The sequence below is a fragment of the Protaetiibacter intestinalis genome (assembly GCF_003627075.1).
GTDB lineage: Bacteria > Actinomycetota > Actinomycetes > Actinomycetales > Microbacteriaceae > Homoserinibacter > Homoserinibacter intestinalis.
This window is the reverse complement of sequence record NZ_CP032630.1, coordinates 964,188-985,419: the sequence shown is the minus strand read 5'-3', so window position 1 is coordinate 985,419 and position 21,232 is coordinate 964,188. Positions and strand designations below refer to the sequence as shown.

At 71.7% G+C, this 21,232-nt stretch carries 21 protein-coding genes; 13 read left to right on the top strand and 8 right to left on the bottom strand.

Features of this window, described 5'->3' with window-relative positions; translation table 11 throughout:
• The first annotated feature begins 27 nt into the window (after window positions 1-27).
• From D7I47_RS04800 to D7I47_RS04790, 3 genes are read left to right on the top strand one after another with little or no spacing between them, the layout of a single operon-like run.
• Complete coding sequence (locus D7I47_RS04800; protein WP_120761994.1) at window positions 28-936, top strand: cytochrome b/b6 domain-containing protein; 909 nt, start codon at window positions 28-30, stop codon at window positions 934-936.
• Window positions 937-969: 33 nt separating this feature from the next.
• Window positions 970-1,317, top strand: coding sequence for a DUF2200 domain-containing protein (locus D7I47_RS04795; RefSeq protein WP_120761993.1), 348 nt, complete (start codon window positions 970-972; stop codon window positions 1,315-1,317).
• Window positions 1,318-1,359: 42 nt separating this feature from the next.
• Window positions 1,360-2,127, top strand: coding sequence for an enoyl-CoA hydratase/isomerase family protein (locus D7I47_RS04790; RefSeq protein WP_120761992.1), 768 nt, complete (start codon window positions 1,360-1,362; stop codon window positions 2,125-2,127).
• A gap of 49 nt (window positions 2,128-2,176) precedes the next feature.
• On the opposite strand, the gene D7I47_RS15215 is transcribed toward D7I47_RS04790, so the two are convergent.
• On the bottom strand, window positions 2,177-3,463 hold the full coding sequence (locus D7I47_RS15215) for a glycoside hydrolase family 11 protein (RefSeq protein WP_319592674.1): 1,287 nt from the start codon (window positions 3,461-3,463) through the stop codon (window positions 2,177-2,179).
• Window positions 3,464-3,857: 394 nt separating this feature from the next.
• Here D7I47_RS15215 and D7I47_RS04780 point away from each other — a divergent pair, with 394 nt between their 5' ends.
• Window positions 3,858-4,622 (top strand): isocitrate lyase/PEP mutase family protein, encoded by a 765-nt coding sequence (locus D7I47_RS04780; RefSeq protein WP_120761990.1) that lies wholly within the window; start codon window positions 3,858-3,860, stop codon window positions 4,620-4,622.
• A 17-nt stretch (window positions 4,623-4,639) separates the two neighbouring features.
• On the opposite strand, the gene D7I47_RS04775 is transcribed toward D7I47_RS04780, so the two are convergent.
• Window positions 4,640-5,449, bottom strand: coding sequence for a DeoR/GlpR family DNA-binding transcription regulator (locus D7I47_RS04775; protein ID WP_120761989.1), 810 nt, complete (start codon window positions 5,447-5,449; stop codon window positions 4,640-4,642).
• Between the two features lie 86 nt (window positions 5,450-5,535).
• Here D7I47_RS04775 and melA point away from each other — a divergent pair, with 86 nt between their 5' ends.
• Both melA and D7I47_RS04765 read left to right on the top strand, forming a co-directional pair.
• Window positions 5,536-6,855: an alpha-galactosidase gene (gene melA, locus D7I47_RS04770; RefSeq protein WP_120761988.1), complete on the top strand. Its 1,320-nt coding sequence runs from the start codon at window positions 5,536-5,538 to the stop codon at window positions 6,853-6,855.
• Window positions 6,852-7,700, top strand: coding sequence for a class II fructose-bisphosphate aldolase (locus tag D7I47_RS04765; protein ID WP_120761987.1), 849 nt, complete (start codon window positions 6,852-6,854; stop codon window positions 7,698-7,700). Before melA ends, D7I47_RS04765 begins: the two co-directional genes overlap by 4 nt.
• Before the next feature lie 93 nt (window positions 7,701-7,793).
• Here the strand turns inward: D7I47_RS04765 and D7I47_RS04760 are convergent, their stop codons facing one another.
• The gene (locus D7I47_RS04760) at window positions 7,794-8,843 is read right to left on the bottom strand and encodes an amidohydrolase family protein (protein ID WP_227000848.1); all 1,050 of its coding nucleotides are present in this window, start codon (window positions 8,841-8,843) and stop codon (window positions 7,794-7,796) included.
• 126 nt (window positions 8,844-8,969) lie between these two features.
• On the opposite strand from D7I47_RS04760, the gene D7I47_RS04755 reads away from it, so the two are divergent.
• The 7 genes from D7I47_RS04755 (at window position 8,970) to D7I47_RS04725 (ending at window position 16,651) form a co-directional block, all read left to right on the top strand.
• Window positions 8,970-10,283 (top strand): extracellular solute-binding protein, encoded by a 1,314-nt coding sequence (locus D7I47_RS04755; protein WP_120761985.1) that lies wholly within the window; start codon window positions 8,970-8,972, stop codon window positions 10,281-10,283.
• Window positions 10,284-10,358: 75 nt separating this feature from the next.
• Window positions 10,359-11,237, top strand: a complete 879-nt coding sequence (locus D7I47_RS04750) for an SIS domain-containing protein (RefSeq protein ID WP_120761984.1) — start codon at window positions 10,359-10,361, stop codon at window positions 11,235-11,237.
• 25 nt (window positions 11,238-11,262) lie between these two features.
• Window positions 11,263-12,222: a carbohydrate ABC transporter permease gene (locus D7I47_RS04745; protein ID WP_120763807.1), complete on the top strand. Its 960-nt coding sequence runs from the start codon at window positions 11,263-11,265 to the stop codon at window positions 12,220-12,222.
• Complete coding sequence (locus tag D7I47_RS04740) at window positions 12,222-13,091, top strand: carbohydrate ABC transporter permease (RefSeq protein ID WP_120761983.1); 870 nt, start codon at window positions 12,222-12,224, stop codon at window positions 13,089-13,091. Before D7I47_RS04745 ends, D7I47_RS04740 begins: the two co-directional genes overlap by 1 nt.
• Window positions 13,088-14,017: a carbohydrate kinase family protein gene (locus tag D7I47_RS04735; protein ID WP_120761982.1), complete on the top strand. Its 930-nt coding sequence runs from the start codon at window positions 13,088-13,090 to the stop codon at window positions 14,015-14,017. Before D7I47_RS04740 ends, D7I47_RS04735 begins: the two co-directional genes overlap by 4 nt.
• The gene (locus D7I47_RS04730) at window positions 14,014-14,925 is read left to right on the top strand and encodes a 1-phosphofructokinase family hexose kinase (RefSeq protein WP_157981635.1); all 912 of its coding nucleotides are present in this window, start codon (window positions 14,014-14,016) and stop codon (window positions 14,923-14,925) included. Before D7I47_RS04735 ends, D7I47_RS04730 begins: the two co-directional genes overlap by 4 nt.
• Window positions 14,918-16,651: a hypothetical protein gene (locus tag D7I47_RS04725; protein WP_157981634.1), complete on the top strand. Its 1,734-nt coding sequence runs from the start codon at window positions 14,918-14,920 to the stop codon at window positions 16,649-16,651. Before D7I47_RS04730 ends, D7I47_RS04725 begins: the two co-directional genes overlap by 8 nt.
• A 79-nt stretch (window positions 16,652-16,730) precedes the next feature.
• Here the strand turns inward: D7I47_RS04725 and D7I47_RS04720 are convergent, their stop codons facing one another.
• The 5 genes from D7I47_RS04720 to D7I47_RS04700 are packed head-to-tail and all read right to left on the bottom strand — an operon-like array spanning window position 16,731 to window position 21,137.
• A complete protein-coding gene (locus D7I47_RS04720) occupies window positions 16,731-17,489 on the bottom strand; it encodes an SDR family NAD(P)-dependent oxidoreductase (RefSeq protein ID WP_227000846.1) in 759 nt (252 codons plus the stop codon).
• Between the two features lie 30 nt (window positions 17,490-17,519).
• Window positions 17,520-18,308, bottom strand: a complete 789-nt coding sequence (locus D7I47_RS04715; protein ID WP_120761979.1) for an HpcH/HpaI aldolase family protein — start codon at window positions 18,306-18,308, stop codon at window positions 17,520-17,522.
• Between the two features lies 1 nt (window position 18,309).
• Window positions 18,310-19,248, bottom strand: coding sequence for a cupin domain-containing protein (locus tag D7I47_RS04710; protein ID WP_120761978.1), 939 nt, complete (start codon window positions 19,246-19,248; stop codon window positions 18,310-18,312).
• A gap of 27 nt (window positions 19,249-19,275) precedes the next feature.
• Complete coding sequence (locus D7I47_RS04705; RefSeq protein WP_227000845.1) at window positions 19,276-20,211, bottom strand: BKACE family enzyme; 936 nt, start codon at window positions 20,209-20,211, stop codon at window positions 19,276-19,278.
• The gene (locus D7I47_RS04700) at window positions 20,208-21,137 is read right to left on the bottom strand and encodes a DUF6282 family protein (RefSeq protein WP_120761977.1); all 930 of its coding nucleotides are present in this window, start codon (window positions 21,135-21,137) and stop codon (window positions 20,208-20,210) included. The genes D7I47_RS04705 and D7I47_RS04700 overlap by 4 nt, the downstream gene beginning before the upstream one ends.
• Window positions 21,138-21,232 lie beyond the last annotated feature (95 nt).

The window sequence follows — 21,232 nt, the reverse complement described above, 5'->3', positions numbered from 1 at the left end:
ACCGGTGCCCTCGACTAGTCTGCGAGGGTGACGACCGCGCCGCCATCCGACCCCCGGCGGCGGCGCATCCGCTGGGTCGTCGCGGGCGCACTGCTGGTCGCGTTCGCGGTGGTCGTGGTGCTCGTCGCCCGCTGGCTGACGACGCTCGACCCCGTGGCCCAGTTCCTCGCCCGCTACCCCGGCTACGCGCCGATGCCCGCCGACGTGCCCGTCGGCATCCCCGCGTGGCTCGGCTGGCAGCACTTCCTCAACGCGCTGCTGCTCGTGCTCATCGTGCGCACCGGCTGGCGCTCGCGCGGCGAGAAGCGCCCGGACGCCACCTGGACCTCCCGACGGAACCGCCGCAGGCGGATGAGCCTCACCGTCTGGACCCACCTCGCGCTCGACGTGCTGTGGGTCGCGAACGGCGTCGTCTACCTCGTGCTGCTGTTCGCCACCGGGCACTGGATGCGCGTCGTCCCGACCGACTGGGCGGTCGTGCCGAACGCGCTCTCGGCGACGCTGCAGTACGCGTCGCTCCAGTGGCCGCTCGAGCAGGCCTGGGTCACCTACAACGCCCTGCAGCAGCTCAGCTACTTCGCGGTCGTGTTCGTGGCGGCGCCGCTCGCGATCGTCACCGGCGTGCGGATGTCGGCCTACTGGCCGCGCGACGCCGCGCGCGTGAACCGGATCTACCCCTTCGCGCTCGCGACGCGCGTGCACCTGCCGGTCATGTTCTTCTTCGTGGCGTTCACCGTGACGCACGTCGTGCTCGTGCTCGCCACCGACGCGCTGCGCAACCTGAACGCGATCTACACGGCGCGCGACGCATCCGACTGGTGGGGCTTCGCCGTCTTCCTGGTCTCGCTCGCCGCGATCGCCGGCGCCTGGGCGCTGCTGCGCCCCCCGCTGCTCGACCGCGCCGCGAACACGGTCGGCGAGGTCACCCGCCGCTGACCCCGCCGAGGCGGGCGGGGCTACCCTGGGCGCATGGAGCACCGGATCTTCGGGATGAGCTTCGCGCGCATCTACCCGCTCTACGTCGAGAAGCTGGAGCGCAAGGGTCGCACGACGACCGAGCTCGACGAGGTCATCGAGTGGCTCACGGGCTTCGACGAGGCCGAGCTGCGGCGGCACCTCGAGGCGGGCACGACGCTGCGCGACTTCTTCGCCGAGGCCCGGCTGAACCCGGATGCCGCGCTCATCACGGGCGTCATCTGCGGGGTGCGGGTCGAGGAGATCGACGACCCGCTCATGCAGCGCATCCGCTACCTCGACAAGCTCGTCGACGAGCTCGCGCGCGGCAAGGCCCTGCAGAAGGTGCTGCGCTCGGCGTGACGCGGGCCGCACACCGGCTCGTCGCGGTGCTACGGTCGCGCCATGACCGAGCCCATCCTGTTCACCGTCGATCGGGGTCTCGCCCGCATCACCCTCAACCGTCCCGAGCGACTCAACGCCTTCGACGCCGAGACCGGGCGGGCCTGGGCCCGGATCACGGCGGAGGCGGTGTCGCGTGACGACGTCGGCGCGGTGCTGATCGACGCCGCGGGTCCGTCGTTCTGCGCGGGCGGCGACGTGCGCGCGATGGTCGAGATGGACTCCGGCGCGGCGATGACCGAGCTCGCCGGGGTCATCAACGACGGCATCCTGAGCCTCACCGCCTCCGAGCGGCCGGTGGCGGTCGCCGCCCAGGGCACGACGGTGGGCGGCGGGCTCGGCATCCTGCTGGCGGGCGACTACGCGGTGGTCGGCGAGGGCTCGAAGCTCGGCAGCCTCTACGCGAGCATGGGGCTCACCCCCGACCTCTCGGTGTCGGCGCAGCTCGCGCGGGCCGTCGGCGAGCGACGGGCCCTGCAGCTCGTGCTCAGCGAGCGGACGCTGTCGGGCGCCGAGGCGGTGGAGTGGGGCCTCGCGGCGGAGGCGGTGCCGGATGCCGAGGTCGGCGCGCGTGCGGAGGCCGTCGCGCGCGGCTGGTTGGCCGGTGCGGCATCCGCCTACGGCCGGGCGAAGCGCCTCGTGCGCGACGCGGCCCTGCGCAGCATGCCCGAGCAGCTCGCCGAGGAGGCCCGCTCGATCGGCGCCGCCTACGGCACCGCCGACGCGCAGCGGCTCACGCGGGCGTTCGCGGCGCGCAGCTCGCGGGCATGACGGCGGAGGGCGGCGCGCCGGCGGGGAGCCGACGCGCCGCCCCCGTGCGCTATCCGACCTTGCAGCTCGCCGTGGGCAGGCTGCTGTTGCCGTTCTTGTAGAGCGTCAGGCCGAAGTTGTTGCCGGAGCCGTTGGGCTTCACGGTGCGGGTGTTGCCGCTGCCGCTGACCGTGGCGTTCCAGCTGTTCTGCACGCTCTGGCTGCCGTTGAGGTTCACCGTCACGGTCCAGTTGCTCGAGCCGCTGACCGCGAAGTTGACGTTGAACCGGTCGGACCAGTCGTCGCCCTTGGTGACGCTCACGGTGCAGCCGCTGCTCGTGCCGCCGCCGGTGTTGCCGCCGGTGTTGCCGCCCGAGTTGCCGCCCGAGTTGCCGCCTCCCGAACTGCTTCCGGATGCCGAGCAACTGGCCGTCGGCAGGTTGCCGTTGCCGTTCTTGTACAGGGTGAGCCCGAAGTTGTTGCCCGAGCCGTTGGGCGTGACCGTGCGGGTGCTCCCGCTGCCGCTCACGTTGGCGTTCCAGCTGTTCTGCACGCTCTGGCTGCCGTTGAGGTTCACCGTCACGGTCCAGTTGCTCGAGCCGCTGACCGCGAAGTTGACGTTGAACCGGTCGGACCAGTCGTCGCCCTTCGTGACGCTCACGGTGCAGCCGTTGCTCGTGCTGCCGCCGGTCGATCCACCGGACGAACCGCCCGAGGACCCGCCGCTGGATCCGCCGGACGAACCGCCGGAGCCACCCGACGACGACGACCCGATCGTGATGTTCGAGTTGCCGCTGCTCTGGTAGCCCTCGGTCGCCAGGATCTGGTAGTCGTGGCTGCCGAGGTTCATGCCCTTGCTCGCCCAGGCGTCGAAGTGGTTGCCGGTCGTGATGGTGCCGCCGGTGCGCTTCGACTGGCGCACGCTCCAGTACTGCTGGAAGGTGGCCGTGCCCTGGATGGACGGCTGGTTGGTGCGCGTCGTCTCGTAGATGTCGTACGTGCCGCCGTCGCTCGTGACCGTGCCCTTGAAGGTGCCCGTGGGGCGGTAGGTGCCCCAGTTGTCGACGATGTAGTACTCCACGAGCGGACTCGTCGTCCATCCGTACAGGGCGAGGTACGCGTTCCCCGAGGGGTTGAAGCTGCCCGAGTAGTCGATGGTGCGCCGGGCGCCGGTCTGCCAGCCCTTGCCGGCGACGAAGTTGCCCGTGTTGCTCCACTGGGTGGAGTAGTTGCCGCCGGATCCGAGATCCATCGACACCGTTCCCGACGAGTCGGTCCAGAACGAGTAGAAGTATCCGTTGTTGGTGCCGGTCTGGTTGGAGGTGACCGCCGCGCTTGCGGGGGCCGCCGCCGCCATGATCATCGCACCGGCGATCCCGAGGGCCGCCAGTGCTTTGAGCGTCCGGTGACGCGGGGGCGCACCGGCATTGAGCGTCGAAAGTTTCGACATTGTTTGGCACTCCTTCGTGCTTACTTGTTGGAGGTGGTGGATCGCCCCACAAGCCAGTCGGCGCACGAATCGAAGAGCGTGTGCGCAGAGCGCACGTCCCCCATTCTGACTTTCGCCCCTCACTTGGGGGGCGTCCGTGCCCATGAGTGTGCATCTCCCGGCGAAAACTGTCAAGCATTACTCCGATAGTTTCGGAGCGTTTTCGGGGCCCGCCGCGGGCGTCGGAAACCGTGGTCGCGCTCCCATCCCTGCAAACACGGGAGAGTGGATCCGCGGGCCCCGAGAGGAGAAAGATCGGGGTATGAGCACCCTCGACCGCGCCCGGACCCTTCGCGACCTCCACGAGTCGCCCCGCATCCTGCAGCTCGTCAACGTCTGGGATGCCGTGAGCGCGCGCGTGATCGCCGAACTCCCCGAGACCCGGGCGATCGCGACCGCCGGGCACTCGATCGCGGCCTCCTTCGGCTATCCCGACGGCGGGATGCCGCTCGACGTGGCGCTCGGGGGGATCGCGACGATCGTCGACGCGGTCGAGCTGCCCGTGAGCGCCGATCTGGACGACGGCTACGACGACCCGGGCGAGACGGTGCGGCGCGCGATCGCGCTCGGCGTCGTGGGCGCGAACGTGGAGGATCGCATGCGTCCCCTCGAGGAGGCGGTCGCGCGGGTGCGCGCCGTCACGGCGGCCGCCGAGGCCGAGGGCGTGCCGTTCCAGCTGAACGCCCGCACCGACGCCTTCGTGCGCGGCGAGGGTGACGTCGAGCACAAGCTCGGCGAGGCGATCGCCCGCGGCCGGGCGTTCCTCGCCGAGGGCGCCGCGCTCGTCTTCGTGCCGGGCCCGACGCGGCGCGATCTCGTCGAGCGGCTCGTCGAGGCCTTCGACGGGCGTCTCTCGATCATCGGTCTGCCGGGCGCCCTGCCCGCCGCCGAGTACGAGCGGATGGGCGTGGCCCGCATCTCCTACGGCCCGCTCGCCCAGCGCGTCGCCCTGCGCGCCCTCCGCGACCTCGGCGCCTCCCTCGCCGCCGGCGGGGTCATCCCCGAGGACACCCCCGCCCTCAACTGAGCCGAACGGTCACGACGTCAGGCGAGGACGACCTCGACGCCCGCGTCGCGCAGCCGCTGCAGCTGCCCGGGGTCGGCGGAGTCGTCGGTCACGAGCACATCGACGTCGGCGAGCTCCGCCATGCGGGCGAGCGCGGCGCGACCGATCTTCGAGCCGTCGGCGACGACGATCGTGCGCTGGGCCTTCGCGACCATCGCGTGGTTGGTGCGCGCCTCGGTCTCGTCGTGCGTCGTGATCCCCGCATCCGCGGACACCCCGTCGGCGCCGAGGATCGCGGTGCCCACGTTGATCGCGCTGAAGGTGCCCTCCGCGAGCACGCCGACGAGCTCGAGCGACTGCGCCCGCAGGATGCCCCCCGTCATCACGACCTTGAGCCGTGGGTAGGAGGCGACGAGTGAGGCGATCGACAGCGAGTTGGTGACGATCGTGAGGTCGGCGTGGTTGACGAGCTCGCGCGCGACGCCCGCGGTCGTCGTGCCGCCCGAGAGCGCGACGGCGTGCCGCTCGCGCGGGATGCGGATGGCGGCCGCGCGCGCGATCCGGCGCTTGGCGTCCTGGAAGCGGGTGTCGCGCAGCGCCACCGGCAGCTCGGCCAGCGAGCCGGCGGCCTTCGCCCCGCCGTGCGTGCGCACGATGAGCCCCTGGTCGGCGAGCACCGTGAGATCGCGCCGCAGGGTCGCGGCGGAGCTGTCGAACAGCGCGGCGAGTTGGGTGAGCGAGATCTCGCCCCGTTCGGCGATCGCGTCGAGGATGTCGGCCATCCGACGGGAGCGCTTGGGGGAGCCACCGAGTTCGGCGACGGTGCTGGTGCTGTAGGCGGTGGCCATGGAAAGCGAGCATGACAGATGAGCGAATGCGCGTCAATCCGCTCATTTCCTTGCGCGTCTTGCACAGTCTCCGGACAATCGTTCCCATGCCGACGATCGTGTTCCTCGGTGCGGGGAGTGTCGTGTTCACGCGACAGCTGCTGACTGACCTGCTCCGCTTCCCCGACCTCCCGGTGCTCGACCTCGCCCTGCACGACATCGACGCCGAGCGCCTCGAGGTGGCCCGCCTCACCGCCCTCGACGTCGCCGCGCAGCTCGGCCGCGAGGTGCGGGTCACGGCATCCGCCGACCGCCGCTCGGCCCTCGTCGGCGCCGACTTCGTCGTGAACATGATCCAGGTGGGCGGCATCGCCGCCACCCGCGTCGACCTCGAACTGCCGGCGCGCCGCGGCCTGCGGCAGACCATCGGCGACACGACGGGCGTCGGGGGCGTGTTCCGCGCGCTGCGCACCTTCCCCGTGCTGAGCGGCATCGCGCGCGACATGCGGGAGCTCTGCCCCGACGCCTGGTTCCTCAACTACACGAACCCCATGGCGATGAACATCTGGTGGATGTCGCACGTCGCCCCCGACATCCGGGCCGTCGGCCTCTGCCACAGCGTCTACTGGACCGTCAACGACCTGTGCGAGCTGGTGGGCGTGCCGCTCGAGGGCACGCACTACCGTGCGGCCGGCGTGAACCACCAGGCATGGCTCACCGAGTGGAGCCGCGACGGCGAGGACCTCTATCCGCTGCTGCGCGCCCGGATCGCCTCCGACCCCGAGCTCGAGCGCCGGGTGCGCGTCGAGATCTTCCGACGCATCGGCTACTACCCGACCGAGACGAGCGAGCACTCCTCCGAGTACCTCGACTGGTTCCTGCGCGACGACGCCCAGATCGAGCGCTTCCGACTCGAGCCCCTGCAGTACATCGGCATCTCGGAGGAGAACGTGCGCGAGTTCGAGGACGCGCGTGCGACCCTCGCCGCGGGCGGCCACGTGCCGCTGCACGAGGAGGGGGATGCCGCCGAGTACGCCCCGCAGATCATCCACTCGATGCTCACGGGCACCGCGCGGGAGATCCACGTCAACGTGCCGAACGCCGGGCTCATCGACAACCTGCCGCAGGGTGCCGTCGTCGAGGTGCCCGCGACCGTCGACGCCTCGGGCGTGCACCCGATCGCCTGGGGCTCGGTGCCGCCGGCCGGGGCCGCGCTCAACCGCGCCTACCTGTCGGTGGCCGAGCTCGCCATCCGCGCCGCCGCCGAGGGCGACCCGGAGTTCGTGCGCCGTGCCGTGCTCGTCGACCCGAACGCGAGCTCGACGCTCACGCCCACCGAGATCTGGGAGCTGTGCGACGAGCTCACCGCCGCGCACGCCGCCCTGCTGCCCGTCGCGCTCGGCGGCACCCTCGAGGAACCGCGGTGACGCTCGCGCCCACGCGCGAACTGGTCGCGGAGGCGGTCGCCCGTGGGGGCGCGGTCGCAGGCTTCAACGTCATCACCCTCGAGCACGCCGAGGCCATCGCCGAGGGTGCGACCCGCGCCCGATCCGGCGCGATCCTGCAGTTGAGCGAGAACGCCATCCGCTTCCACGGCGGCGACCCCCGGCCCCTCCTCGCCGGGTGCCGCTCGGTCGCCGAGTCGGCGACGGTGCTGCTCGCACTGCATCTCGACCACATCGAGGATCCCGCGCTCGTCGACCTGGCCATCGCGAATGCGAGAGCCTGGGGCCTCGGCTCGATCATGGTCGACGCCTCGCGGCTCGACGACCTCGCCAACGTGCGGGCGACCGCGGATGCGGCGCGACGCGCCCGGGGCGCCGGACTCTGGGTCGAGGCGGAGCTCGGCGAGATCGGCGGGAAGGACGGCGCCCACGCGCCGGGGGTGCGCACGGACCCGGACGACGCCGCCGCGTTCGTCGCGGCGACCGGCGTCGACGGTCTCGCCGTCGCGGTCGGCAGCTCGCACGCCATGCGGGAGCGCACCGCCGGGGTCGACCTCGCGCTCGTCGCGCGGCTCGCCGCCGCCGTGCCGGTGCCGCTCGTGCTGCACGGCTCCTCGGGCGTCGACGACGCGACGATCCGCGCCGCGGTGGCGGCCGGCATCCGCAAGGTCAACGTGGGCACGGCGCTCAACATCGCGGCGACCGCGGCGGTCCGCGCCGAGCTCGCGGCGCATCCCGATGCGGTCGACCCCCGTCCCTCCCTCCGTGCCTCGCGCGAGGCGATGGCCGACACCGTTGCCCACTTCACGCGCCTGCTCGCGCGCTGACCCGCTCGTCGTCTCCGTTCGGGAGGATGACACGCCGTGTGGGACGGATGATCCGCGCCGGATGCGGCGTGTCATCCTCCCGAACGAACGGGTTCAGCCGAGGAGGCGGCGGGCGTTGTCGCGGTAGAGGGCCGGCAGCAGCGCCGGGTCGAGGGACGCGGCCGAGACGGCCCAGCGGCCCTGTGGCGGGATCGGCTCGCCAGGGGCGTACTCGAAGCCCTCGTCGGCGGTCTCCAGGAAGCGGTAGTGCAGGCGGTACTGCTCGTCGCCCGCCGGGTAGATGTCGGTGCCGAACAGGATGCGGTCGGGGTGCCGCGCCACGAGCTCGGCGAAGCGACGGGGCTGCCGGCCGAGCTCGGCCATGCGACCTGCGATGTCGGCGTGGTAGCGCGGCGCCTCGTCCATGAGCGCCGAGACGCGGTCGAGGTCCTCGGCGGCGCAGCCGAGGTGGGCGCCGATGATGTCGGTGTCCGGGCAGGCGCGCACGAGACGCGCGTGGGCGTCGAGCAGGGTGTCGAAGTCGGGGTGCCGCGCGCGGTCGCCGAACCACCAGTCGCGCGCCCCGCGCAGCTCGTCGAGGCGCTCGTTGTGCGCGTCGAGCGGCTCGAAGAAGGCGATCGGATCGGCGGTGTGGATGAGCACGGGGATGCCGAGCTCGCCCGCCCGCGCGACGAGCGCCACGACGCGCGGGTCGTCGGGGGAGATGAGCGCCCCCGAGGCGTCGCGCACCTCGAGGCCGAGGTTCTTCCAGATCTTCACCCCGCGCGCCCCGCGGCGTGCGCTGTCCTCGAGCAGGCGCAGCAGCAGTGCACCGCCGTCCGGCTCGCCGAGCAGCGACCAGTCGAGCTGGCAGAAGGTCGCGAAGCGCCCCGGATGCGCCCGGTCGTAGCGCTCGAGGTTCGCCTCGAGCTCGTCGCCCCACATCCCGTCGAGGTTGACGATCGTCTCGACGTGGCGCGCATCCATGACGCCGAGCAGGGCGTCGACGTCGTCGATCATCCAGTCGCCGTCGGCGGTGAGCCAGCGCCCCAGGTGGTTGTGGATGTCGACGCACGGCGTGTGCGGCGTGTCGCGTGCCGTCTCGCGGGCGCGCATCATGCTGCGCGGGGTCCAGTCGCGCAGCAAGATGTCGTCGATGTCCACGAGCCCACCTTGGTCGTCGGGCGCTCGGGTGGCAATGATCCGATCACCAGAAATGATCGATTCGCGCATTCCGCTTTACAAATGATCATTCGGCGCAAGGATGGGCGGAAACATCGAGAGGACGCCATGAGACACCACAGCCACAGCACCGTCCGTATCGCCGCCGGAATCGCCGCCGTCGGCACCGCCCTCGCCCTCACCGGCTGCACCGGTGCAGGCAAGGCCACCGAACTCGACCCGGATGCCGACGTCACCATCACCTGGTGGACCGGCCAGTCCGACGAGGCGGAGGCGATCCTCGAGGATCTCGCCGCCGAGTTCGAGTCCGACCACCCGAACGTCACGATCGACATCTCCTCGGGCGCCTCCTCCACCGAGGAGCTCCTGCAGAAGCTCTCCGCGGGCTTCGCGAGCGACACCTACCCGAACATCTCCTACTCCTTCGGCTCGTGGGCGAGCGAGCTCGAGACCTCGGGTCGCACCGTCGACCTGCGCGACCAGGTCGACGACCCCGAGCTCGCCTGGGACGAGTTCCCCGCCGCCGCGCGCGCCACCGTGCAGCCCACGGGCGACAAGATCATCGGCTTCCCGGCCCTCGTCGACAACCTCTCCCTCATCTACAACAAGACGGTCTTCGACGCCGCGGGCGTCGACTACCCGACCGAGGACTGGACCTGGGACGACTTCCGTGACGCCGCGAAGAAGATGACCGACCCCTCGACCGAGACCTACGGCTACGCCTACTCCGTCTCCGGCTCCGAGGAGACCACCTGGCAGTTCTGGCCGCACCTGTGGCAGAACGGCGGCGAGATCCTCGCCGACGACGGCACCGCCGCCTTCGCGAGCGACGCCGGCGTCGAGGCCCTCACCTTCCTGCAGGAGATGGCCGTCGACGACCAGAGCGTCTACCTCGACCAGACCGACACCAAGTTCGCGCAGCTGTTCGCGGCCGACCGCATCGGCATGATGACCTCCGGCCCGTGGCAGCTGTACGACCTCAACACGGCGGGCACGGACTACGGCGTGACCATCCTCCCCGGCACCGACGGCGACCACCAGACCGTCTCCGGCCCCGACATCTGGGCGATGTTCGACACCGGCGACGTCAACGAGGCCTACTGGTCGTTCGAGCTCATGAAGTGGCTCACCGCGCCTGCCCAGGACCTGCGCTGGAACGTCGAGTTCGGCAACCTGCCGCTGCGGGAGAGCGAGGTCGACAGCCCCGAGTTCCAGGCGCAGGTCGCGGCGCTCCCCGGCCTCGACATCATGGCGGCCAACAGCGCGAACGCCATCAACTCGCGCCCGACCGTCACCGGTTATGTCGGGCTCTCCGAGGCCGTCGGCTCCGCCATCTCGCACGTGCTCCAGGGTCAGGGTGACCCGAAGGAGGCGCTCGAGGAGGCGGCCAAGGCGGCCGACGAGGCCCTCTCGGACAACTAGAACCATCCGATCCACCCGGCGGGGCGGCCCATCCGGTCGCCCCGCTCCCACCCTGCAGCAGGAGCGCAGATCCCCATGAACATCACCTCCCTCGAGATCGAGAGCCAGCCCGAGGTGTGGCGTCGCTCGCTCGACCTCCTCCCCGACGCGGTGCGGATGCTGACCCGCTCCGGCGAGCGCGTGCTCGTGATCGGATGCGGCACCTCCGCCTTCGTCGCCGAGTCGTTCGCGCTGCTGCGGGAGCAGGCGGGCTTCGGCGAGACGGATGCCGCCTACGCCTCGGAGCCGCGCCCGTGGCGCCCCTACGACGCGGTCATCGGGATCACCCGTTCCGGCACGACCACCGAGGTGATCGAGGCGCTGCGCGCCGTGCCGGATGGCGTGCGCAAGGTCGTCGTGACGGGCGTCGCCGACTCGCCGTGCGCCGAGCTCGCCGACGAGGTGCTGCTGCTCGACTTCGCCGACGAGCGCTCGGTCGTTCAGACCCGCTTCCCCACCACCTTCCTGTTCCTCGCACGTGCGGCGTTCGGCGAGGACGTGTCGGGACTGCCCGCCGAGGCGGAGGCCGCGCTCGCCGCCGGTGCACCCGAGGTCCCCGAGGGTTTCGACCACGTGGTCTACCTCGGACGCGGCTGGAGCTACGGCCTCGCCCAGGAGGCGGCCCTCAAGATCCGCGAGGCGGCGCAGGCGTGGGCGGAGTCGTATCCGCTGCTGGACTACCGGCACGGTCCGCTCGCGGTGGCGCACCCGGGCTCGCTCGTCTGGTTCCTGGGCGCGATCGACGACGGCCTCGCGCGCGACGTCGAGGCGACCGGCGCGCGCGTCGTGCAGTCGGATGCCGACCCGCTCGTGCAGCTCGCGGTCGCGCAGCAGCTCGCCGTGCGCACCGCGACCGCTCGCGGCCTCGACCCCGACAACCCGCGCCACCTGACCCGCTCCATCGTGCTGTCCTGAACCGAGAATGGTCGAGGAGCCGACGATGACGACCGTGACCGAGAAACCCGTGACCGCGCCCGGGACCCCGAACCCCGCGCCGGCGGGCCGCACCCGGGGCGGCGCGCGCCGCCGGCGCGGGCTCGGCACCCTCACCGGCTGGGCGTTCGTCGCCCCCGCGATGGTGATCATCCTCGGCCTCTCGGTGTTCCCGGCGGCGTGGGCGTTCATCCTCTCGCTGCAGAAGTGGAACGGCTTCGCGCCGCCCAAGTTCGTCGGCGGCGACAACTACGCGAAGATCATGACCGACGCGGAGTTCTGGGCCGCGGTCAGCCAGACGGGCCTCTACGTGCTGCTGTTCGTGCCGGCCTCGGTGCTGCTGGGACTGTTCCTCGCCGTCGCCCTCAACCGCGACATCCGGTTCATCGGGCTCTACCGCACCGCCATCTTCGTGCCGTTCGTGGCCTCCGCGGCCTCCACCGGCATCCTGTCGACCTACCTGTTCAGCCCGCAGTACGGGCTCGTCAACAACGTGCTGCGCGCGCTCGGCCTTCCCGCCCAGGGCTGGCTCGAGGATCCGAACCAGGCGATGCTCGTGATCGCCATCATGTCGCTGTGGGGGCAGGCGGCGTTCACGACCGTCATCTACCTCGCCGCCCTGCAGGACATCCCGAACGAACTGCTCGAGGCGGCCCGCATCGACGGCGCGAACCGGTGGCAGACCTTCTGGCAGGTCGTGTGGCCCGAGCTCCGGCCGGTGACGGTGTTCGTCGGCATCTGGCAGACCATCGGCGCCCTGCAGCTCTTCGACCTCGTCTACACGACCACCCGCGGCGGTCCCCTCGACTCGACGAAGACGATCGTCTACTACCTGTGGGAGAAGGCCTTCAAGGCCCTCGACTTCGGTGCCGGATCGGCCGCGGCGTACGTGCTGTTCGCCGTGACCCTGCTCATCACGATCGGCGCGGTCCTCTTCGCGCGCCGCCGCAACATGGAGGCGTTCTGATGGCGCTCACCTCGCTGACCCGAGGCCCGCGCCTCGACTCGACTCGCCGTCGCACGACGCGCCGGTTCAGCCTCTGGCACCTCGTGCTCGCGCCGATCGCGCTGCTGTTCTTCATCCCGTTCGGGCAGATGCTGCTCGCCTCGGTCTCCCCCCGATCCGACCTCGTGAAGTTCCCGCCGCCGTTCTTCCCCTCGCGGATCACGCTCGACGGGTTCGTCGGGCTGCTCGTCGACACCGACATCCTGCGCTGGCTCGCGAATTCGACGATCGTGGCGGTCATCTCGATCGTGTCGCACATCGTGCTGTGCTCGCTCGCCGGCTACGGCTTCGCGCGGCTGCAGTTCCGGGGGCGCAACGTCGGGTTCTTCGTGATCCTCGCGACGATCATGATTCCGACGCAGCTGCTCATGATCCCGACCTACATCATGTTTTCGAAGCTCGGCATCGTGAACACGCTCGCGGCGGCGTTCGTGCCGTGGCTGGCGTCCGCTTTCGGCATCTTCCTCATGCGGCAGTTCTTCCTCTCGATCCCCGCCGAGATCGAGGAGGCGGCGGCGATCGACGGGGCGAACCGCCTGCAGATCTTCCTGCGCGTCGTGCTGCCGCTCGCCCGCCCCGCGATGGCGACGCTCGCGATCTTCACGCTGCTGAGCTCGTGGAACGACCTGGTCTGGCCGCTCATCGCGATCAACGACGACGGCGCATTCACCGTGCAGCTCGGCATCGCGAACTTCCAGGGCACCCGGCGCACCCAGTGGGATCTGCTCATGGCCGGTAACGTCATCGCGACGGCACCGCTCGTGCTGTTCTTCCTGTTCGCGCAGAAGCAGTTCGTGCAGACGATGACCATGTCGGGGCTCAAGGGATGACGGCACGCGTGCTCGTGGCGGGCGACGCCAACCTCGACCTCGTGCTGCGGGGCGATGTCGTGCCCCGCTTCGGTCAGGCGGAGCAACTGCTCGCGGGCGCGGATCTCGTGCTCGGCTCGAGCGCGGGCATCTGCGCGGCGGGTCTCGCCCGGCTCGGCGTCGACACGGCGCTCGTGGCGCGCGTCGGGCGGGACGTGTTCGGTGCGCGCACGCGCGAGCTGCTGGCGGATGCCGGGGTCTCCACGGAGTCCGTGACGGTCGTCGACGAGCCGACGGGGGTGTCGGTCATCCTGTCGGCGCCCGACGACCGCGCGATCCTCACGCTCACGGGTGCGCTCGCGGGGGTGACGGGCGACGAGGTGCGTGCCGCCGCCGCATCCGCAACCCACGTGCACGTCGCCTCCTTCTTCCTGGTGCCGACCCTCGCGGCGGAGCTGCCCGCGGTGCTCGCGGAGCTGCGGGCGCGGGGCGTGACGACGAGCCTCGACACCAACTGGGATCCCGCGGAGACCTGGGCGGGCGTCGCCGAATGCCTGCCGCACCTCGACCTGCTGCTGCCGAATGCGCAGGAGGCGCTCGCCCTCGCCCGGGCGCTCGGCGACGAGCCTGCGGATGCCGTGGCCGCCGCGACGCTGCTCGCGGCCCGGGGACCGGTGGTGGTCGTCAAGGACGGCGCCGCGGGCGGTTTCGCCGTCACGCCCGCCGGTGACGTCGTACGGGCGCCCGGACTCGTGCTCGACGTCGTCGACACGACGGGCGCCGGCGACAGCTTCGACGCGGGCTTCCTCGCCGCGTGGCTCGACGGCCGCCCGCTCGCGGAGGCCGTTCGCTGGGCCGCGGTCGCGGGCTCGCTCTCGACGCGGGGCGCGGGCGGCGCCGGCGGCCAGGCCACGCGCGCCGAGGTCGAGGCGGAGCTCGAGGCGTGATCACCTGCCTCGGACTCTCTCCTGCGCTCGACGTGACCTACGGCGTGCCCGTGCTCGAGGTGGGCGGCATCCACCGGCCCACATGGAAGCTCGCGCTGCCCGGCGGCAAGTCGCTCAACGTGGCCCGCGCGCTGCACACGCTGGGAGCGGAGGTGCGGGCCATCGCGCCCCTCGGCGGCACGGTCGGCGAGGGGATGCGGGTGGCGCTCGAGGCCGAGGGCGTGCCCGTCGAGGTGGTGCCGGCGCGCGAGGAGACGCGCACGTGCGTGAGCGTCGTCGACGCGACGGACGGACGCATCACCGAGTTCTACGAGTGCGTGGCCCAGCCGGACGACGGCGCCTGGGCGGCGCTGACCGCCACGCTCGAGGGTGTGCGCGAGGGGTGGCTCGCCGTGTCGGGTTCCGTGCCGGACACCCGCGCGGGCGCGCTCGCGGCGGCGCTCGCCGACGCGGCGGATCGCGGGGTGCGGCTCGCCGTCGACCTGCGCGGGGAGGCGCTCGCGGCGGTGCTCGAGCGCACCCGGCCCGCGCTCGTGAAGGTGAACCGGGCGGAGGCCGCCGAGGCCGTGGGGCCGGGCGAGCTCGAGGACCTCGCCGCGTCGCTGCGGGCGCGGGGCGCCGAGACCGCGATCGTGACCGACGGCGCGGCCGGCTCTCTCGGGGCGGATGCCGCGGGCGCCTGGCGCGTGGTCGCCCCCTCGGCCGGCCCGTACACGGTCGGCGCGGGCGACTCGTTCCTCGCCGGCCTGCTCACCGCGCTCGAGGGCGGTGCTGCACTCCCGGAGGCGTTGCGCACCGCATCCGCGGTCGCCGCCGCCAACACCCTCCGGCCCGGAGCCGCCGTCTTCGAGCCCGCCGACATCCCGGCGCTCGCCTCCCGCATCGAGGTGACCCCATCCCATGCCTGAGCCGTCGCCTCGTCGCCGTCGCGCGCCGGCCGCGGCCGTGGCGGTCGCCCTCGCCGCGGCGCTCGCGGGGTGCACGGTGAGTGCGCCGGAGCCGCTGCCGACGGCGGGCGGCGACGGCATCGACCTCGACGTGGGGCCGCGCGCGGCGTTCGTCGACGCGGATGCGACGGGCGTCACGATCGCCGACGGCGACGACTGGACGCTGCCCGACTGGGTGCGGCCGGCCGCGAACTCGGGCTACTTCTCGGAGGAGGCCGACGCGTCCGAGCTCGTCGCCGTACGCTCCGTCGACCTCTCCTGGCGGCAGTTGCGGCCCACGCCCGACGAGGTTCTCGACCGCACCTCGAGCGGCGACGCCCAGGGCATGGGCTTCGACGCGCTCGACGCGCAACTGCGGCAGCCGGGCGACTTCTGGATGCGCATCTTCGCGAGCGGCGAGGACTGGGCGCCCGAGTGGGTCGCGAAGGAGTGCGGCGTCTCGAGCTACGGCCCCGACTACGACGGCGAACGCCACCTGCCGATCTGGGACGAGTGCGTCTGGGGCCACCTCATGGACACCTACCGGATGCTGTTCGTCGACCTCGGGCTGGCCGCCGATCCGCGTCTGAGATTCGTCTACGTGCCGGGCGCCTTCACGTGGGCCGAGTACGACTACGAGATGGTGACGGCCGCCGCGGACGCCGGCGAACTCGACGAGCGGGCCTACCTCGACTGGTACGCGCACGCCTGGAGCGACCTCGTGACGCTCTTCGGCGACCACGCCGACAAGCTCGTCTTCACGGGCGAGGACTACCCGTGGGGTCCGTTCGGCGCGGCCGACGACCTGCTGGCGCGGCGGGCTGTGGATGCCGGGATGGGCATCCGCACGGGTATCACCGAGCTCTCCAACTTCCACCTGAGCGAGGCGCCCGCCTACGGCTCGCACATCGAGCCGAACGGGCACATGACCGTCGACGAGTCGCTGCCGGTCCATTCGGGCCGGTACGTCGTGGCGACCGAGAACGAGTGCTTCACCGACTGCGGCTACTCGACCGACGACGTGTATTACGCCGTGCGCCAGGCGAACCTCAAGGCGCTGCAGCTGCGGGTGAACTGGATGTACGTCGTGCCGGGGCCCTCGTACCTGGCCGAGTACCCCGAGCAGTGGGACTGGCTGCGGCTCTCGCTCGGGCAGACGGCCGAGACCTCGGCGGATGCCTGGGCCGCCCTCCGCGACGCGGAGGACACCTACTGGGCCGGCGACCTCGAGTCGGGTCCCTTCGACGACCCGGCCTCGTGGCCGACCCGTCCGTGGGTGCGCAACCTCGAGCGCTGGCTCGTGCAGGTCGACGAGCCGGGCTCGGTCGCGCACCGCACAGAGGCGGATGTGCACGAGCACGTCTTCGAGGAGGACAACGGCACCGCGTACGAGGGACTGTCGACGGAGGTCGCGGCCGGCGACACGGGCTTCGCCCTCGACGTGGACCCGCGTTTCGCGGCCGCCGCCACCGGGCGCACGGTGCTCAAGGTCACCTACTTCGACGAGGGCGCGGGCTCGTTCGCCGTCGACACGGCCGCGGGCTCCTCGGCCCCGGTCGCCCGCGACGGCTCGGGCGCCTGGCGCACCGCGACGATCGCCCTCCCCGACGGCGCCCTCGCCGCCGGCACCCGCATCCGCATCTCGCTCGCCCCCGGCGCCGACGACCTCGTCGTCCGCTTCGCCCGCCTCGTCCGCCTCGACCCGTGACGCTGACCGGTCGGTTTCTGGTCTCAAACCGCCGGTTTGAGACCAGAAACCGACCGATCAGCGATGTCGGGGGTGAGGATCAGGCGGTGAAGCCGCCCTCGACGGGGAGGACGGCACCTGTGACGTGGCTCGCGCGGTCGCTCAGCAGCCAGGCGACGGCGTTCGCGACCTCGGCGCCCGTGCCCACCTTGCGCAGCGGCATCGCGGCGAGGCGGCGCGGGATGGCGTCGGGGTCGTCGCGGCGCATCGCGTCGAGCATGGCCGACTCGGTCGGTCCGGGGGCGACCGTGTTGACGCGGATGCCGAGCGGCCCGTTGTCGTGGGCGGCGGTGCGGGTGAGGCCGATGACGGCGTGCTTGGTCGCCTGGTACGCGCCGAGACCCGAGCTGCCCTTGTAGCCGCCGACGCTCGAGGTGTTGACGATCGAGCCGGCACCCGCCGCGCGCATGACGCGCAGCTCCTCGCGCAGGCACAGCCACACGCCCTTCACGTTGACCGCGAACAGGCGGTCGAAGTCGTCTTCGCTCACCTCGTGCAGCAGCCCGAGCTGCGTCATGCCGGCGTTGTTGAAGGCCCCGTCGAGCCGCCCGAAGCGCTCGACGGCCGTGTCCACCATGCGCGCCACGTCGGATGCCGAGGTCACGTCGCCCGCCGCCGTCGCGACCGCGTGCCCGCCCTCGGCGAGCTCACCCGCGAGCGACTCGAGCGCATCCGCCGAGCGCGCGGCGAGCACCAGCGAGGCGCCCTCCGCCGCGAAGACCCGCGCGGCCTCCGCGCCGATGCCGGTGCTCGCCCCGACCAGCAGCACGACCTTGTCCTCGAGCAGCCCCATCGTCATCCGTCTCCCTCGACACTTGCGACCCTCACATCATCCCCGTTCGACCGACCTGCCCGCCTCGACGGCCGCGCGGGCGGCGGCGCCGAGCAGGCTCGCGTCGTTGCCGAGGAGGGTGAAGTCGAAGCCGGCGTCGAGCGAGGCGCGCACGTTCGCGGCGGTCGGTCCGCCGGCGTTGCCGATCGGCTTGCCCGCCGCGTGCACGTCCCGTACGGCGCCCGCGATGAGCTCGACGACCGCCGGGTCGGTCTCGGTGAGCCCCTCGCTCGTGGAGAGGTCGGCCGCGCCGACGAGCAGCACGTCGACCCCGGGCACCTCGGCGATTGCGCGGGCGTTGCGGGCGGCCTGGGCGCTCTCGAGCTGCGGGATGAGCACGACCTCCTCGTTGCCGTAGCGCAGGTAGTCCTCGCGCGAGACGGCACCCCAGGCGCCGGCCCGGCTGGTGCTGCCGACCCCGCGCGCACCCAGCGGCGGGAACCGCACGGCCGCGACCGCGGCGCGCGCCTGCTCGACCGTGTCGACGTGCGGCAGCATGATCCCCTCCGCCCCCGCGTCGAGGATGCGCTGCGCGAGCCCGCCCTCGAGGCTCGGCACCCGAACGATGGGCGAGACGCCTGCGAGCAGCGCCGTGCCGATGTGCCGGAACGCGGTCTCGAGGTTCATCGCCGAGTGCTCGAGGTCGATCACGGCGAAGTCGAAGCCGGCGAGCGCGACGAGCTCCATGCTCTCGGTCGCCGGCAGCTTCACCCAGGTGCCGAGCGGCACCCGGCTCGGGTCGGCGAGCGCCGCCCGGAACAGGCTGTGCGCGAGCGGCAGCCCCATCTCAGCTCCCCTCGGGGATGCCGCGGTCGGGCGCCGCGGGGTAGTCGGCGGCGTTCAGCACCCAACCCGAGGTCGAGAAGTCGACGCGGGGCGGCGAGAAGATGTCGATGAGCTGCTGGTGCGGCCCGATGCCCTGCGTCGTGTGCACGGTCGGCGGCGGGATGACGCAGATCGACGGCGTCGCGATCCGCCGGTGCTCGTCCTCGCGCCAGGCGCCCGAATCCGGCCCCCAGGGGTAGCGGATGTGGTGCACGAAGTCGCCCTTGACGGCGAGCGAGATCTGCTCGAAGTCGTCGTGGTGGTGCGGTGAGAGCTTGTGCGGGTCGCGCGGGGTCGGCTCCTCGGCGAGGAAGTTGACCATGACGTTGGTGGTGCGGAAGATGCGTCCGAAGCGGCCGGGCGCGATGGGGGTGTCGGCGAGGCGGTAGACCCGCAGCCGGAAACCTCCCACGGGGTCCGGCCACTCGCCGAGCGGGGCGGAGCGCGCATCCGGCTCCTCGTACGCCTCGGCGTTGAGGGAGGCCGCCGCCAGGTCGCCGGAGCGCACCGAGAACAGCCGGATGACGGGCCCGTCGCCGCGCAGCTCGATGCGCGAGTCGCCGGGCGGCACGACGACGAAGGCCTCCTCGTCGACTTCCGCCGACTCCTCGCCCGCGGTCACCAGGATCGGCGCGCTCTCCGAGTACTGCAGCACGACGTACTCGTCGACCTGTGCGGCGCGCTCGAGCACGTCTCCCGCGCGCCCCTCGGTGTACGAGACCACGAGGTTCGCGGCCCGCGCGTTCCACACCCGGCTGCCGTGGGCGAGCACCTCGCCGGGCGGCAGCGCGAGGAACTCGATCCACTGCGAGGGCTTGATGGGGGTCGACGGGTCGACCTGCACGGCGGGTGCCGTCGTCTGCAGGGTCGAGCGGATGTCGTCCGTGGCATACGTGCTCATGTGCGGTCCGTTTCTGCGGGTGGTGGGTCAGAGGGTGACGCCCGCGAGGCCTTTGAGGCCGAGCATGCGGCGGGCGTCGTCGGGGGTGGCGAGGGGGCGGCCGAGGTCCTCGATGACGGCGCGGATCTTCTCGACCTGCTGGGCGTTGCTCTCGGCGAGCCGGCCCTTGCCGATCCACAGGCTGTCCTCGAGGCCGACGCGCACATGCCCGCCGAGCCATGCGGAGTGGGTGGCGAACTGCAGCTGGTCGCGCCCGGCCGCGAACGCCGAGAACCGGTACTCGTCGCCGAACAGCTTGTCGGCGATCCGCACCATGTGCTCGAGGTTGGCGTGGTCGGCGCCGATGCCGCCGAGGATGCCGAACACGCCCTGGATCATGAACGGCGGCTCGACGAGCCCGCGGTCGACGAAGTAGGCGAGCGTGTACAGGTGCCCGATGTCGTAGCACTCGAACTCGAAGCGGGTGCCGCGACGTTCGCCGAGCTCGCGCAGCACGTACTCGATGCGGTCGAAGGTGTTGATGAAGGGGTGGCTGTAGGTGCCGAGCACGTACGGTTTCTCCCACTCGTGCTTCCAGTGCGTCACCTTGTCGGCGATGCCCGAGTACACGAAGTTCATCGACCCCATGTTGAGCGAGGCGAGTTCGGGGCTGAATCGGGTGGCGCCCGCGAGGCGCTCCTCCATCGTCATCTGCGAGGAGCCGCCCGTGGAGATGTTGATGACCACGTCGACCTGTTCGAGGATCGGCGGGATGATCGCCTCGAACGCCTCCGCCTCGAACGCGGGCCGCCCGTCGGGGTGGCGGGCGTGCAGGTGGATGATGGCCGAGCCGGCGTGGGCCGCCTCGACGGATGCCTGCACGACCTGCTCCGCGCTGAGCGGCAGGTAGTCGCTCTGCGAGGGGACGTTGACGCTGCCGGTGACCGCGGTGCTGATGATCACCTTCTCGGCGGGGCGCATCATCCGGCCTTCGGCGAGTCCTCGAGGCCGAGGAGGTAGGCGGTGTTGTGGCACATCATCTGCCGCACGTCCTTCTCGGCGATGCCGTGGTCGAGCAGTTGCTGGGCGACGTACAGGTAGCCGTCGACGGGCAGCGGGTTGCCCTCCTGGCCGAGGTCGGAGTCGATGACGGTGCGGTCGGGGCCGATCCGCTCGATCCAGTCGATCAGGCGGGAGATCGGCCACCCGGGCGCTGGGACGCCCGGGTGGTACATGGACATCTCGTGCTCGACGAAGGCGCCGTGCGAGAGCAGCTCCTCGACGTCGTGCTCGGAGGCGCCGACGATGAAGTCCGGGTGGTGCAGCAGGATGCGGCGCACGCCGTTCTGCTTCGCGGTCGCGAAGAGCGCCTTCTGCGAGTCGACGTCGAGGTGGCCGCCCGTCAGCATGATGTCTGCCTTCGCGACGAGCTGGGTGACGCGCACGGTCTCGGCGGAGACGTCGCCCGAGTCGTCGAAGACCGACTCGACCTTCTCCTCGAGGTCGGAGCCGGCGGTCGGGAAGCCGTCGTCGTGGCTGTGGGCGGCGATGTGCTGGGCGGCCGAGACGGTGGGTCCCCACACGGCCCGGCCGCCCATCTTGATCGCGACGGCGACGGCCGAGGGGTTGATGCCGCCGACCTCGGAGTTGAGGGCGACGCCGCCGTAGGCCGGGGTGGGCGCGTCGGCGAGCAGGTCGCGCATGGCCAGCAGGTCCATGACGGTGTTGTGGTGGTGCGACTTGATGAGGATCGCGCGCATGCCGATTCGGGCTGCGTCGTACGACGCCTCGACGTGGTTGACGCGGCGGGGGAAGGGGCTCGGTCCCGAGTGGGTGTGCAGATCCACCGCCCCGGTGAGGACCTTGAGCAGTGCGGGTGACGGGGCGACCCGGTCGTCGACGGTGGACATCCGACGAACCTCCTTGTGTTCGGATGATGAATAGCGCGTTCAGATTACGAAACGAGCGAGGTCTTGTCTACACCACCCCGGCGATCCGTCCAAGC